General features: G+C 57.2%; 12 protein-coding genes and 5 pseudogenes. 15 read left to right on the top strand and 2 right to left on the bottom strand.

Annotated elements, in window-relative coordinates; genetic code table 11:
- Window positions 1-92 precede the first annotated feature (92 nt).
- The 12 genes and pseudogenes from AC0L25_RS00975 to AC0L25_RS00920 form a co-directional block, all read left to right on the top strand.
- Window positions 93-1526 carry an NAD-dependent succinate-semialdehyde dehydrogenase gene (locus AC0L25_RS00975; protein ID WP_473593819.1) on the top strand — a complete coding sequence of 478 codons (1434 nt, stop codon included), beginning with the start codon at window positions 93-95 and terminating at the stop codon, window positions 1524-1526.
- A complete protein-coding gene (locus AC0L25_RS00970) occupies window positions 1523-3076 on the top strand; it encodes a fumarate hydratase (RefSeq protein ID WP_473593791.1) in 1554 nt (517 codons plus the stop codon). The genes AC0L25_RS00975 and AC0L25_RS00970 overlap by 4 nt, the downstream gene beginning before the upstream one ends.
- 499 nt (window positions 3077-3575) lie before the next feature.
- Window positions 3576-4073 carry an Lrp/AsnC family transcriptional regulator gene (locus tag AC0L25_RS00965; RefSeq protein WP_473479208.1) on the top strand — a complete coding sequence of 166 codons (498 nt, stop codon included), beginning with the start codon at window positions 3576-3578 and terminating at the stop codon, window positions 4071-4073.
- 1395 nt (window positions 4074-5468) lie between these two features.
- Window positions 5469-6329, top strand: a complete 861-nt coding sequence (locus AC0L25_RS00960) for a DUF4231 domain-containing protein (protein ID WP_473593790.1) — start codon at window positions 5469-5471, stop codon at window positions 6327-6329.
- Between the two features lie 9 nt (window positions 6330-6338).
- Window positions 6339-6845, top strand: a complete 507-nt coding sequence (locus tag AC0L25_RS00955) for a TIR domain-containing protein (protein ID WP_473479216.1) — start codon at window positions 6339-6341, stop codon at window positions 6843-6845.
- A gap of 515 nt (window positions 6846-7360) precedes the next feature.
- Window positions 7361-7546: pseudogene (locus AC0L25_RS00950) on the top strand (IS66 family transposase); the annotation flags it as partial.
- A 47-nt stretch (window positions 7547-7593) separates the two neighbouring features.
- Window positions 7594-7821, top strand: a pseudogene (locus AC0L25_RS00945) (IS66 family transposase); the annotation flags it as partial.
- A 225-nt stretch (window positions 7822-8046) separates the two neighbouring features.
- The gene (locus AC0L25_RS00940) at window positions 8047-9453 is read left to right on the top strand and encodes an aminotransferase (protein WP_473593789.1); all 1407 of its coding nucleotides are present in this window, start codon (window positions 8047-8049) and stop codon (window positions 9451-9453) included.
- Between the two features lie 660 nt (window positions 9454-10113).
- Window positions 10114-10839 carry a helix-turn-helix transcriptional regulator gene (locus tag AC0L25_RS00935; RefSeq protein WP_473593788.1) on the top strand — a complete coding sequence of 242 codons (726 nt, stop codon included), beginning with the start codon at window positions 10114-10116 and terminating at the stop codon, window positions 10837-10839.
- 52 nt (window positions 10840-10891) lie between these two features.
- A pseudogene (locus tag AC0L25_RS00930) lies at window positions 10892-11566 on the top strand (acyl-homoserine-lactone synthase).
- The gene (locus AC0L25_RS00925; RefSeq protein WP_473593787.1) at window positions 11475-12074 is read left to right on the top strand and encodes a transcriptional regulator domain-containing protein; all 600 of its coding nucleotides are present in this window, start codon (window positions 11475-11477) and stop codon (window positions 12072-12074) included. The pseudogene AC0L25_RS00930 and the gene AC0L25_RS00925 overlap by 92 nt, the downstream one beginning before the upstream one ends.
- Before the next feature lie 45 nt (window positions 12075-12119).
- Window positions 12120-12368: pseudogene (locus AC0L25_RS00920) on the top strand (DNA -binding domain-containing protein); the annotation flags it as partial.
- 30 nt (window positions 12369-12398) lie between these two features.
- Here AC0L25_RS00920 and AC0L25_RS00915 read toward each other — a convergent pair.
- On the bottom strand, window positions 12399-12650 hold the full coding sequence (locus AC0L25_RS00915; protein WP_065012453.1) for a DNA -binding domain-containing protein: 252 nt from the start codon (window positions 12648-12650) through the stop codon (window positions 12399-12401).
- A gap of 127 nt (window positions 12651-12777) precedes the next feature.
- Between AC0L25_RS00915 and AC0L25_RS00910 the strand changes: the two genes are divergently transcribed.
- From AC0L25_RS00910 to AC0L25_RS00900, 3 genes are all read left to right on the top strand, one after another.
- On the top strand, window positions 12778-12990 hold the full coding sequence (locus AC0L25_RS00910; protein WP_065012446.1) for a helix-turn-helix domain-containing protein: 213 nt from the start codon (window positions 12778-12780) through the stop codon (window positions 12988-12990).
- Window positions 12991-13280: 290 nt separating this feature from the next.
- Window positions 13281-13496 (top strand): helix-turn-helix domain-containing protein, encoded by a 216-nt coding sequence (locus AC0L25_RS00905; protein WP_473525300.1) that lies wholly within the window; start codon window positions 13281-13283, stop codon window positions 13494-13496.
- Window positions 13497-13529: 33 nt separating this feature from the next.
- Window positions 13530-13778: a helix-turn-helix domain-containing protein gene (locus AC0L25_RS00900; protein WP_473593818.1), complete on the top strand. Its 249-nt coding sequence runs from the start codon at window positions 13530-13532 to the stop codon at window positions 13776-13778.
- A gap of 409 nt (window positions 13779-14187) precedes the next feature.
- Here the strand turns inward: AC0L25_RS00900 and AC0L25_RS00895 are convergent.
- Window positions 14188-14649 (bottom strand): annotated as a pseudogene (locus tag AC0L25_RS00895) (Ros/MucR family transcriptional regulator).
- Window positions 14650-14777: the final 128 nt, after the last annotated feature.

Genomic DNA, 14777 nt, shown 5'->3' with positions numbered 1-14777 from the left:
GCGACCATCGCTATGAAACTGGCTCAAGCGAGTTCAGCGGTTTCGACATCGAACAGCGCTCGTATGGCATGAAAACAAAAGTGGAGCGCGCGATGTCCGACGCTAGGAGCCACCAGCTCTTTATCAACGGCAAATGGCGAGCCGGCGGTAGCAGAGCCACTTTGCCGGTGGTTAACCCGGCGACTGAGAAGGTATTTGCCTCGGTGGCTTCGGCGACGCCGTCGGATTTGGATGAGGCCCTCGCTTCGGCCGAGCGCAGCCGCAGAGCGTGGTCCGCACGTCCTGCGAAAGAGCGCGGTGAAATCCTCATGGGAGCCGCTAGGATCCTGGCAGCGAAGGTTGACGCAGCAGCAAGGGACCTGTCGGCCGAACAGGGAAAGACGATTGCCGAAGCGAGAGGGGAATACGCGCGCGCGGTCGAAACTCTGGAATGGAACGGCAGGCATGCCGAAGAGCTGTCGGCCCCGATTCCGATGGGGCCGAACCGGATGGTCGTCCCGGAGCCGCTCGGTGTCGTTGCTGCCTTTACGCCGTGGAACTATCCAGCCGTTCTCATCGCCCGCAAGCTCGCCCCCGCGCTTGCGGCAGGCTGCCCGGTGATCCTCAAAGGGGCTGAAGAGACCCCGAGCGTTGCGGTCCATATCGTTGAGTCATTGCGCCAAGCAGGCATCCCCGACGGCGTGGTCAGTCTGGTCTTCGGTGTTCCGGTTCATATATCGCGGCATCTGCTCAGTTCGCCAATCGTGAAGGTGTTGACTTTCACGGGCTCAACCGCCGTTGGAAAACAGCTGGCCACGCTCGCGGCGAACAATTTGCAGCGCTGCATCCTTGAACTCGGTGGACACTCCCCGGTTATTTTGTGCGAGGACGCGGACCTCGCAAGGGCGATACCGGCTATTTCGGAATACAAATTCGAGTGCGCGGGGCAGAGCTGCAATGCTCCCAGCAGGATTCTGGTTGCCCGGTCCCGCTGTGAGGAATTCCTGTCCCGGATGACGGATGCGGCTCGCAAGATCAAGATCGGGCCACCAGACGACCCTGCAACGGACATGGGTCCGATGGCGAACGCGCGGCGAATCGAAGCCATGCAGCGCCTGACCAAGGATGCGGCCGAACGCGGCGCCCGCATCGAGATAGGTGGCGCTCGCCTCGACCGACCGGGCTTTTACTGGCCGCCAACCATCCTGACGGGCGTGCCAAAGGATGCCAGAGTGCTTCATGAAGAGCCGTTCGGACCGATCCTCACGGTCGCGCCGTTCGACACGCTCGAAGAGGCCATCGAGGAAGCCAACGCCACTGAGTATGGCTTGGCCGCTTACTTCTTCACGGAAGCTGCCGATACACAACGAAAGCTGACCAACAGTCTTTCGGCGGGCGCTGTCAGTGTGAATTACCTGAAAGGGGTTTCCGCGGACGCCCCTTATGGGGGTGTCAAGCAGAGTGGTTACGGATATGAAGGCGGCGAGCAGGGGGTCCGAAGCTTCCAAATCCTCAAAATGGTCAACGGCCTCAGCTCATTTGGATGAATCCGGTGGGAAATAGAAGACGGACCATCGCCGGCAAGGACATCACAAGGAGCGTTGCCGACGCACTTCAGTACATCTCGTACTACCATCCTCCAGATTACATCCGGTCTCTTACGCAGGCCTACGCGCGCGAACAGAGTCCGTCGGCAAAGAACGCAATCGGCCAAATTCTGCTGAACTCCCGCATGGCGGCCTTCGGGCGGCGGCCGATGTGCCAGGACACCGGCCTAGTGGTGGTCTTCGCCAAGGTCGGCATGGACGTCCGCATCAACTCAGCGGGCAGTTTCGCAGACCTCGTGAATGAGGGCGTCCGTCGGGCATATCTCGATCCGGACAATCCGCTTCGGGCGTCGATCGTTGCCGATCCTCTCGCCGGACGGGTCAACACCCGCGATAACACGCCGGCAGTCGTCCACGTTGACCTTGTGCAGGGTAACCAGATTGAGATTACCATTGCCGCAAAAGGCGGCGGATCGGAGAACAAGGCACGCTTTACCACCTTGAACCCCAGCGGGTCTGTTTCCGACTGGGTAGTCGATACCGTTTCGACCCTCGGCAGTGGGTGGTGTCCGCCCGGCCTGATCTCCGTTGGCATCGGTGGTAGCGCTGAAAAGGCGATGCTGCTGGCCAAGGAAGCCATGAACGACCCCATCGATATGGCGGAACTGATCGCCAGGGGGGCGTCAAGCGCAGAGGAGGGACTGCGGATTGACCTTTATGAGCGGATCAACGCGCTTGGTATCGGCGCCCAAGGCCTTGGTGGTCTGACGACGGTCGTTGACGTCAAGGTTGCGACCTATCCTACTCATGCGGCGTCCAAGCCTGTGGCGCTCATCCCGCAATGCGCCGCCAACCGGCACCTGAAGTTTACCTTGGATGGCTCTGGACCCATTAGGCTTGATCCTCCCGATCTGAGCGAATGGCCCGAGGTTGGAACGGAAGAATTGAGGCCAGCCGGCGTACGAAGGATTAATCTTGATACGCTGACGAAGGAAGAGACAGCATCGTGGCGCTGCGGGCAGACCCTCCTTTTATCCGGAAAGATGCTGACGGGCCGTGACGCAGCCCACAAGCGAATGGTCGAACTGATCGATGCCGGCAAGCCGCTTCCAGTCGATCTGGGGGGACGCGTGATCTACTACGTCGGTCCTGTCAGGGCAGTGAGGAATGAGGTTGTTGGACCCGCTGGTCCAACAACCTCCAGCCGCTTGGACGACTTTACGGACAAGGTGCTCGCCGAAACCGGCCTTTTCGCGATGGTGGGCAAAGCGGAGAGGGGACCGGCCGCCATCGCGTCGATCGTAAGACACAAAACTCCATATCTTGCTGCAGTGGGTGGCGCTGCGTACCTGATTTCAAAATCGATTAAGGCGGCGCGGGTCGTTGCCTTTCAAGAGCTGGGCATGGAAGCCATCTATGAATTCGATGTGCAGGACATGCCTGTTATCATGGCCGTCGATGTTGAGGGAAACTCCATTCACAATTCCGGGCCTGTTGAGTGGCGTAAGCGTATGGCGGCCGACAGCATCGCACGCAACATCGGCGTTTGAGTCTTCCCGGTTGGATGATTTCGGCCAGACTCCAGCGCAAAATTGTTGGGCGAGTCGTAGGACGAGCGGCATTTGCGGTGCCCTGCGCCTCGGCGAGCCGGACGAGCAAGGTCTTCAATTCACCCCGAAGCTGAATGTGCCAGTGAATACTGCATAGAGTGTGTCGTCCACGCGATCGAGGCTCGAATTGCTGTCGCGGCACTCTATTAAGTACGGCAGCGGAGATTCAAGAAATGGGTTATCTATTTATCAGGACATCCCCGACGCCGCCGACTATCCACTCCAGCTGCACCATTGCTCCGTTAGGCGTTGGGCCGATAGCCAAAACACTTCTGCATCTTTTCTCAGCGGATCGCTCTCGCTCAGCTGATTTTCGTACCCGATTCTGGCACATCTCGGGCCGAGAACGGCCTTCTACTACTACATCGGTCGTTTCAATTGGTGATAGAATTGATCGGCACACAACGCGGTGTCGATCGCTGCTTGAGAGCAACAGGTTATGAAGTCGAAACCGGATCCCGTGCAACTCGACAGTTGGGACGTCCGGATTCTCTCCGAAATTCAGGCAGACGGTCGGATTTCAAAAAGTGAGCTTGCAAAACGAGTTCATCTTTCGGCGTCGGCCTGTTCGGAGCGGCTCCGAGCACTCAAGGCCGCAGGGATTATTGAGGGATTCTACGCGCGACTGAGTCCTGCTCTCATCGGTGGCATGATCTTTGTATTGGTGGAGGTTGTGCTGGATCGCCATCGTCTTGAGGACCAACGACACTTCGAAACTGCAATCCAAGAGATTCCGGAAATCCTGGACTGCTGGGCAATTGGGGGCCGCGTCGATTATCTGATGCGGGTCGCGTCTCGTTCTATGGCCGCCTATCAGGATTTCATGGAGGGACTGCTGCAGGCAGGCTTAGGGATCGATCAATACTATAGCCTTGTCGTTACGAAACCAGTGAAGTCCAATTCACCAATACCCTTGTCCGCCCTGAGGCAACGGTAAAACCCGAAAAGCTTTAGTTTCCACGGCGTTTGGCTCGGCTCCCGTAGATTCGTCGGCAAAAAGCGTCCATTCCGACGAAACCCAAGGGACATTTGCGGTATACTAATTGCTGGAAAGGTGGCCGAGCGCTATCCGCAAGTTGATGGCGAGGAAGGACTATGCGCTTGAGCAATCTGGAACCGATCGATTCCAGGAGACGGATCGAAGCAGCCATCGGACGCACTTGGCCAAGCACGGTTGCGGCGAGAAGCCAACCGGATCGTGCCTGGTGGAGGAGGCGTCCATATCTGAGATGCGGAGTGCCGAAAAGTGCCTCTACAGCTACCTCAAGGGGGGAACCTTTGCCCTGGAATGGCGGTCAGTGACGATTGAGCTTAGTCGCGGTCAGCGCCCGTGTAGGGGGGCAGCGTTGGCAAGCCGACGGGTAGCGGGATTGCAAGCTGGCCCGCTCGGCCTTGGCGAGCAAACCGGCCCTCGTCGGAGATCGCTCCATCGCCTTTTTAAGTCCTAAGTTCGTTGCTGATCAAGATTAGGAGATCGTCTGTCCTGTTTGACATTGCTGGTCTCCGCAGCCTTCTGAGCGAGGAGCATCGCTGAGCCGCGGTCGCGTAGGTGGGTGACAAGCCCGGTCACGCTGCCAGGGGACGTGGTCTTCGAGAAGGTGGAGGTTGCGCTACCGGCTGGAGAGCATTGCGGTTTCCCGAAGGCCAGTTTTCACGAGACAATGGGTCGCTTAATCGAATGGGCGTCTAGTTCATAGGTTGCGAACAGAACATGGGGGATTTGAATAGTGCTACTGACCGAGGCAGAGCTGAAAAAAGTTGCGAATGCCACTCGAGGACATAGAGCCGCATCGATCGTTCTAAAGGAAGAGATGGCCGCAGCTACAGCCAGATCGTCATTCGACGTTTTTCTGTCACATTCTTTCAAGGACGCAGAGATCATTCTTGGTGTTAAGCGAATTTTTGAGGAGCTTGGGTTCACTGCTTACGTAGATTGGATCGAAGATTCACAACTGGACCGCACAAAGGTCTCCTCGGCCACTGCCGAGTTGCTGCGGACCCGTATGAGGCAGTCAAGACGCTAATCTATGTGCATTCGAACAATTCTCCAGGATCCAGATGGATGCCTTGGGAGCTTGGCTTTTTCGATGGCTTTCGGACCGCGGTAGCAGTTCTCCCCGTGGCAAAAAATTCTTCGGAAATTTTCTCTGGGCAAGAATTTTTGGGCTTATACCCCTACATCGATGGGACCGGACCTGCAGTCCTGTTTATAAACAGAGGGACCGCGTCTAGCTCAAGACTAGGCTCTATAAGCTCGACTGCAAACGTTACGTTTGCCAAATCCTGGCTTAAAGAATTTGCTGCCATAAAATAGAATGGCGTGCTCTAAAAAATGAAATATCCTGGACTTTATAATAGCGCTGACGTGGCATCTAACGAGCAGCAGGCGACATTTCTTCGCCTGATCCGGGCAGAGTACATTCTTCTTTTTTTCGCGTCTGTTCTCTCTTTGGATTTCTCGCCATCAAAAGCCTATTTCGGTGTGTATGCGGCGGTGTTTCTTTGCTCAATGGGAATCCTCATCTTCCGGTCGGTCACAAAGCCCGAGCAGGTCTGGTATCAAGCTAGAGCTTTGGCCGAGTCAGTAAAGACATTGACCTGGCGCTTTGCTATGCGAGCACAGCCGTTCGATGACGTGCGTGCGGCCGACGCTAGAGCTGATTTTCGCAAGCTCATGGAAGGTATCCTTGACAGCAATCGTCACCTTGGCAGCGCGTTGAGCGGCAAGGATTCAGCATCCCCACAAACAACAGACGAGATGATGTCGATAAGGGACTCGCAGCTAAAAGCACGAAAAGAGCTATATCTGCAGAAACGAATTTGCGATCAACGTAAGTGGTACGAGAAGAAAGCGCGCTCGAACAAGAGATCCGCGAAAATTTGGATGGGCCTTGGTGTCATTGCTTACGCTCTGGGGTTCTCGTTCATCGTAGTACGCATCGCTGACCCAGCGGTGCCAGGCTGGCCGACAGAGCCGCTAATCGTTATCGCCGCCTCGCTTATCGGGTGGACCCAGATCAAGAAATTTAACGAATTGGCATCGGCTTACACGTTGACAGCTCACGAGATCGGATTGACTGCCGACCTTATTACGGACGCCAACTCTGATGAGGCATTCTCCGCGGCGGTGAACGAGGCCGAACTGGCTTTCTCAAGGGAGCATACCCAGTGGGTTGCTCGTCAAAACAACTAAGAGACAACAATGGCATACAGCGATCCGACCTATGTAATATTTGATGGCGATGAAGACGCTTGGGCATACCGCTTTATGAAAGGGTGGAATGCCAGCGAGAATGTGAGTTTTGAATTCGCGAACGCTCACGATCTGGACAATATGACGAGCCGAGCACAGGACGAAGACTATGTTAAACGCAATCTTCGCAACAGAATGAATGGATCGAGCCAGGTACTTGTCTTGATCGGTGAGAAAACGAAAAACCTTTATCGCTTCGTGCGCTGGGAAATGGAATTGGCACTTGATCTAGCTCTTCCGATAATCGCAGCAAACCTCAACGGTTCGCGACAACAAGATGCGATCTGTCCGCCCATCATCAGGGACAAATGCGTTGTGCACGTGCCGTTCAAGATGAAGGCTATCAAGCACGCGCTTGCCCATTGGCCTAACGAATTTCATCGGCTTTCAAACGCTCAGCGTGCCGATGGCGCCAGGAGCTATGGCGAAAGCACCTACCGGGATCTTGGATTATGATCGCCCTACCTAAGGTCCTTAACCTGAAGATCCTCGCAATCCGCTGGCGCGACTAACCTTAGCAGCGTCTGCCGGCGTGTTCCGAGTTTGCCGAGCCGCTGATAATAATCCACGGAGAACGTCCGATTTGCTGAGTTTGGCTGAAGGCTGCAGGTCATGACTCCAACCACTAGGCCACTAGGAGGATCCCTGCTCGAAACATCAGATCGAGTGATCAGGTCGGACGAGGGCGCTGGTTTCGAGAGAAAAGGAGCGGCTGGTCGCAGTGACGTTTGAGGCTGGAGCCAGCGTTTCAAGACTGCACGATCGGCCAGCATTGATGGAGGTAGCTTTTCCGGGCGGCGCAAAGAGTTCTGTCGGTTCGCCCGCGTCGCGCGAGCCGCCGCTCGGACTGCGCAACCCGCCCTGCGCAGCAACCACGAAAATGCGATCGCAAGAAGAGCAACACAGTGACGACCGAACTTGGCGGCGCTGGTCGGCTGCGAATCAAGATGTCGATAGCGAGGCGCTCTCACCGCGTCTTTGCCGGGCCGAAGCTGCTGGCTATTATCCTTTTAAGAAGTTTGCCGAGCACCAGCCGCTGCAAAGCGATCGCAATGCGCGGGGGCACGACCTCAGCCTCTCGGCGCCGGCCGACCGGGTTGAAGCCTGTGCCGCGGCACAGAACCCGGTGCATGCGCTAATCGAGGCGAATGTGCTTGCCCCTGATCACCTGCGCCACCACCTGGGCGAAGAGCAAAACCGATCCGGACCATCAGAACCCATGTCAGGGATAACCGGCCGTTCGGCGGAACATCGCCGGCGGCGCTCTATCGTACCTCGCGCGACCGGCGGGAACAGCGTCCCGAGCGCAATTCTTCCTTTAACGGCATCCTGCAAACCGTTGCATATAGCGGCAACAACCCGCTCCTCCAGGGGACCGCGACCGCTAAAATCGGCGCTATGCTGGGCGCATGCGCGTCGTAAGCTGTTCATGTTTCCAGGACTCGCCCTGTCGTCGCAGAATCAGTGAGACCAATTCAACCCTATCGGCAAAGGCGAAGGTAGCGCCTTAGTTTTCACGGCAATCGGGGGTCGATCCCGCGAATTCCGCGGCGAATAACCTGCATTCCCGAGAAACTCGAGAGACGTTTCAAGTATGCTATTTGCTAAACAGGCGGCTGGCCAAGTGCCTCCGCCAACTATGGCGAGGAGAGGGACCATGCGCTTGAGCAATCTGGGAACCGAGCAACTCAGAGAAAAGGATCGAAGCTTCGTCTTTCATCCGTCAACGCATCTGGCCAAGCACAGCCGAGGCGAGACGCCAAACCGGATTATGGCCGGTGCGGAAGGCGTGTACATCTGGGATACCGAAGGCCGAAAGAGCCTCGACGGTTTCGGTGGGCTCTACTGCGTCAATATGGGGTATGGCTGCACGGAAATTGCCGAGGCCATTGCCAGGCAGGCGCACGAATTGCCGTTTGCCCATGTCTATGCAAGTCAGGGTACGGAGCCAGTCGCCCTCTTGGCAGAGGCCGTCGTCGAATATTTTGGTCAAAACATGCGAAGGGTCTTTTTCGGCCTGTCCGGTTCCGATGCCAACGAGACCAATATCAAACTGGTCTGGTACTACAACAACATCCTCGGCCGCCCTGAAAAGAAGAAGATCATCTCGCGTCATCGCGGCTATCATGGGTCTGGGCTGGTCACCGGGAGCCTGACAGGCCTTGCCTTCTTCCATAATTTCTTCGACCTGCCGCTGGACTTGGTACGCCATACCACCACGCCGCACCACTATCGCCAGGCGCATGACGGCGAAAGTGAGCAAGCGTTCTCGAAACGCTGCGCGGATGAACTTGAAGCCCTTATCCTCGCTGAAAGCCCGGAGACCGTCGCAGCTTTTATCGGAGAGCCGGTGCTTGGGACAGGCGGTATCGTTCCACCCCCAAAAGGATACTGGACCGCTATCCAAGGCGTGCTCGACAAGTACGATATCCTCCTCATCGCCGACGAAGTGGTCTGCGGGTTTGGACGAACCGGTGAGAAATTCGGTTCCCACCTCTATGGCATGCGGCCGGACTTCGTGACCATCGCCAAAGGTTTGAGTTCCGCCTACCTGCCCATCTCCGGGTCAATCATTGGCGACCGCGTCTGGTCGGTCTTGGAACAAGGAACAGAGAAGCACGGCGCCCTCGGCCATGGCTGGACATACTCGGGTCACACACTTTGCGCTGCGGCCGCACTCGCCAATATTCGACTCCTAAAGGAAAAAAATATCCTGGAGCATGTCCGCGACGTCGGACCGTATTGGCATGCCCGCATGAATGCCGAACTGGCGGGACATCCCATCGTCGGCGAGGTTCGTGGTGTCGGAATCCTTTCCGCCGTAGAGCTGATGCGAGATCCAAAACAGAGGATACCGTTTGAATCCGATCTGCAGGTCGGCGTTCGCGCCGCCGCTGCTCTGTTCGAGAACGGTGTCATCGGCCGCGCCATGCCGCATGGCGATATCCTCGGCTTTGCCCCGCCTTTGATCATCACCCGAAAGGAGATCGACATAATCGTCGACGCAACTGCTAAATCTGTCGAGACAACCTATCGCGCGTTGAAGGCCGAGGGTGCGATATGAACATGCGAACGCCGACGGGAACGAGCCGGAGGTCGACGCCGTCCCGGGTAACCAATGTAGTGGTCCCTTGGATGAACTTTCCCTCAGGCCAGACGCTTTGACGTCAGGCTGTCGTTAGGGCTCGTCGCTCATTGGTGTCCCGATGTTGAAGACGGGTTGACAGCGCATTTCGCGCCGAGCCGACCGAAACTGCTAAACTACAAGCCGTCAGATTCTAAGCATGCTTCGGATAACTTCGATCGCAAGCGATAACCAAATCAGTTCTGCCGCCGCTGTCCTGTTGCCCAACGACCAGGGCGTTTGTGCGGCGCGCCCTGCCGGTGTACCTCCCCGCCGGCAGGGCGCCTTTTTTGACCCGCTGGATCAGGGTGATTGTGGCGCGCCCGCAATCGAGAGTCCGAGATCTGCATATCCGGATAGCACATCGAGCTTCGATATTTTTATTACGCCATGCCAACCGCCCACCATCGCAGCTTCCGACGCGCGGCTTACGGCAGCCGGCGTCGAGGTCGCACACATCTCCCTTCACATGATCGAAAGTCGGGGGAGCAATCATCGCGGTGAATTTCTCCAGCGTCTTATCTCGGAGGCGAGTCTTCTCGCCGTAGCTGCCAAGAAGCAGAAAGTCCCAGGTTTAATTGAAAACAGCCGCAGGAGAAAATGCAGCTCGTCTTCAAAACTTTGCTGGAACAATTGTCTTTGAGCGTCGATCAGGTCGATTTGCGTGACGCACTGGCTAACGCGGTCGGCGCCTTCGACATTCGCGCATTCGCCTACCTGTCTCTGGTGCCTGATGGCGTCACAAAGCCGAGGCTGATATCGAACTATCATTCCAGCTGGACGTCGCACTACTTGCGCCACCAATATGAAAGGATCGACCCGGTCATAGGATGGGCAAGATACAGCGGATTTCCCTTCCGGTGGGGACCGGATTTCGGCTATGCCGGCATTTCAAAGCGACAGCAACAGCTTTTCGATGAGGCTGCCGAATTCGGCATCTGCTGCGGACTGACGATTCCACTTCTCGATCGCCGCGGTGGTGTCGCTGCGATGACCTTCGCGGCAGACAGGCTTGATCCGACTTTCCTGCGCATCGCCGAGCAATATGAACAGACGCTCGAGATTATGGCGACGTGCTTTCACATTGGCGTTCGCCGCAAGCTTTCGGGTGGTCTGGCGGTGGACGGCGTTTTGCTGACGCCCCGTGAGTACGAATGCCTGCAATGGACGGCGAAGGGCAAGTCCGCCTGGGAGATCGGCTGCATCTTGGGGATCAAGGAGCGCACGGCCGCTTTCCATCTGGACAATGTCAAGAAGAAGCTCGGCGTGCGCACCAAAAATCAGGCGGTGATGCTGCTGGCCTCCTCTCGATCATCAATTTTCTGAGGAACAGAATCCCTCTTTGATCCACCTGTGCAATTGCACAGGCAATCGCGGCATGAAGGTTCGCCTCCAATGGCAGGGTCATACCTGCGAGGAGACCATCATGATTGAACTTATTGCGCCCGGCTGGTACGGCGCCTTTGCCGACGAAGTTCACGAAATGCACCGCGTGCGCTACCGCGTCTTCAAGGAACGGCTCGACTGGAACGTGCGCACCACCGGCGGCTTCGAGATCGATTCATTCGATTCCCTGGAACCGCACTATCTCGTGTTGCGCGATTCCGCCGGTCGCGTCGGGGGCGGCGTACGCCTTCTGCCCTCGACGGGGCCGACGATGCTGCGAGATGTCTTTTCGAGGCTATTGGAAGGGAGAGCGGCACCCGAGGAACCGAGTGTCTGGGAAGCAGCCGTTTCGCCCTTGATCTCCCACCGTCTGCACCGAAGGGCAGTGGGAGTATAGCTGTTGTATGAACTTCTCGCTGGCATGATCGAGTTCGGTTTGTCACGGCAACTCACCCATTTCGTCACGGTTACGGATTTGGGCAAGGAGCGAATCCTGCGTCGCGCCGGATGGCCGCTGGTCCGGATAGGTAAGCCCCAGACAATCGGCACCACGCGCGCCGTTGCCGGCTTTTTGGATGTCTCAGAGGCGAGCCTTGCTGCGGTCCGCCACAATGGCGATCTTGGCGGTCCCGTGCTGTGGGCGCCTGTACTCTGCACGGGCGCCTGACATGGTTATGATAGATAATGACGCCGACGGGCCGGACTGGCAGGATGAGAAATCCTATCGCTATACGCGGCACCTGACGCAACGCGGCTGGGCCTGGGAATTCGTGCGGCGCAATCCGGCCTTCCAGCGTGACTTGAGGCACGCGCTTGAGCACGCAGAATTTGCAGAAAGGCGCTTCGGCATAGAAGTGGTGAGATCGTCGGCCGATCTGACGCGGTGGGGGCTCCTGTTCGCAAGCTCGTTGAGGCATGATGCGTTTGTGTTCTGGTGCTTCCGCCAATGCCCTCATGTTCTGCCGGTCATTGCGGAAAAGGCACTGTCGCCCGAAACGCTTTCGTTTGATCTCGTTGCCTTGCCATGTCGGGCGGCACTCGTGATCACGGCGGACGGTCGCCGGCATATCATGCTGCGAAATGCTCACCGGATTTACAACTGGTTGTGCAGGGCGCGGACGTTTTGCGCCCCGTTCGGCTTTCCGTCGACGCGATCTGGCCCGCCGATCGGTTGAACAGCAGTTGAATGCTTCGAATGCCTCAATGCTCTTCACGCGACCGGACAACTTCCCGACAGGCTGTTTCCGCCCGAGGCCCGCGCCAGCCGTCTGCGCTTTGTCATCCAGGCGCTTGACGGCTCGCTAGGCGGTGCATCGCACCGTCAAATCGCAAGGGCCCTGTTGGGCCGGCAACGCGTCCAGGTCGACGACTGGACGGATCCGCGCAACCACCTTCGCGATCGCATTCCCCGTGCTGTCCGGCGCGGTCACATGCTCATGGATCGTGGCTATCTGGAGTTCCTCGCCTGAAAGTAATTGGAATAGCTCACCTGGGGCCGGTCAGCGCGCGAACAGTTCTTTGTATCCAGTCGTAACCATCCAGTTTGCCCGATCGAGATGGCTGCGAACCGCCATTCGGGCGCGCTCAGGTTCTCGCATCGGATCGATGCCGAGGACGAGCTGCGCCATCTCGTCTTCGCTGGCATCGTCGGCGGACGCGTCCAGGAGCCTCATATAGATCGTGAAGTGCTCGTTGTCGTAAGCGGTCAGACGGTCCGACCACGGGACTTCGTCTTGAACTTTAGGTTTCATCGCGACCTCCTGCGGTTCGGGTTTGTCGTCATCGGATAGGGCAAGACATCTCCTCGTTGGGCTAATCATATCGAATAGGAACGATCGTTCCTAGAACGATAGTTCCGGTTCTGGTCCCTATCTTGCCATGGACCTCAAGGAGGTCATGGCGATCAACATGCGTCGTTTGCGCCATGATCAGGACCTGACGCAGGAAGAATTGGCTGCCCGCACAGAGCTCAGCATGCGCTATGTTGGTTCGATCGAGCGTGCTCGGGTTTCCGCAAGCGTCAGTGTGCTTGGCCGGCTCGCAAAAGCGCTTGACGTTGATCCTTGTGAGTTGATTCGGCCGCCGCAGTAACAAAGGCGATCCGGCCCATCCCGGATTGCCGAAATGGATTTTGATGGCGCGCCAGTGAACTGAGCCCGCTTTCTTCGACATGGGTCTAGACCATTCGGCTTCGCTCCCTGGCGCAGCTTGCGTGACCTACAGCGCTGACCTTGAGCGATAGTCATCGTCAGATCGCATCCGGGAAGTCGAGAACTCTAACAGCAGGTAGTTCGGGCAAAGTCGATGCTCGTGCCAGTTGCTCCTAGTTTGTAGAGTATACTCCGTGGTGAAATCCTCAACAAGAGGGTGGCCTCTCGCGTATGGGAATCCGAGAGGTCTTTGCCCGCAATCTGCGTAGGCTTCGCGAGAAAAAGAAGCTCTCGCAGGAGGCGCTGGCACATGAAGCTGGTGTTGATCGAACCTACATCAGCGCTCTTGAGCGCAGTGTATATGCTGCTACCATCGACATGGTCGAGAAGCTCGCTACGGTGCTGGAGGTTGAGCCGGCAAGGATGCTCGATCCGCGATCGGAATAGACTTAATGCATCGTCTGATGCCGAGATCCTTCGATCGCCCGCCAACGCCGGCTGCTGGAACAGCTGATAGCGGCGCGCAAGAACAAGGGCTTAACCCAGGCCAAGGTTGCCGAAGCGCTTCGCTGCCCGCAGTCTTTCGTGGCCAAGTATGAGGGCGGTGAACGTCGCATGGACTTCATTGAGTTCCTTGACGTAGCCGAAGCGCTCGAAATCGACCCTTGCGGGGTTCTCGCACGTGTGCGTCGCTTGCGTGACCGATCGCTCGTGCTGTGCTTGGCTTGAGCGAACAACGTCATCGAAATCGCATCCCTGGATTTGCTGCCCTCGCGGCAGATGGTTCGGGCAAATCGATGACAATGTGGAGGGTCAGAAGGTGTTTGTTCAATGCGGGCAGGGCAAGAAAGGCCTGGAAGTTCGGGGAATTCGCCTCGCTTAAATGCGATGGTCCTGGGACCGAAATCGCGCCTCAGACAAAGAAAAAGCCCGCTGCCGGGAGGAGGTGGCAGCGGGCTCTATTTCGAATGAGACGCGGGAGGAGGTGCGCCCCATTCAGCGTCGGCACCACATCTGGGAGGAGTAGATGGCCGACAACATGATCATACCGATAGCTGCGGATATTGCAATGCACAAATTTTATATCGCAAGTGCGAAATGATGCCGGATCCGCTCGATCGATCCGGACAAAGTGCGGTCAGGCTGCGGCTTTCTTGCGGGCACGCTTGGCAGTGCCGGCGCTCCCGGTTCCTTCGGCTTGCGGCCCAGACCCATGGTCTTGGCCAATGCCGAGCGCGCCGCACCGTAGTTCGGCGCCACCATGGGATAGTCCGCCGGCAGCCCCCATTTCGCGCGATATTCGTCGGGCGTAAGGCCATAGTGGGTAGCCAGGTGACGCTTGAGCGACTTGAACTTCTTGCCGTCGTCAAGGCTGACAATGTAATCGGGTGTAACCGATTTTCTGATCGGTACGGCAGGCTTGAGAGCTTCCGACTTTTCTGGTGCGGTACCACCAGTAGTGCCTTTCAATGCGATGTGGATCTGGCCGATAAGCCCAGGCAGATCACCGACGGGAACCGGATTATTCGAAACATAGGCTGAGACGACATGGGCGGAGTTCGATGAGGTTGTCAGCTTTCGTCTCAGCTTCTTCGGTCATGAAAACGCTCCTGCGGGCTTAGATTAGGCGGTGCAGAATCAATTCATAGCTTAATAGTGACGACCGCGTTTGATAGCAACCAAGCCATTGCACGATCTGCTGGCGGATCGCTACACACCCGGCCGCAG

The organism is Mesorhizobium sp. WSM4813 (assembly GCF_055811555.1).
The sequence above is the reverse complement of the archived record's forward strand: the minus strand, read 5'-3'. Positions and strand labels throughout refer to the sequence as shown.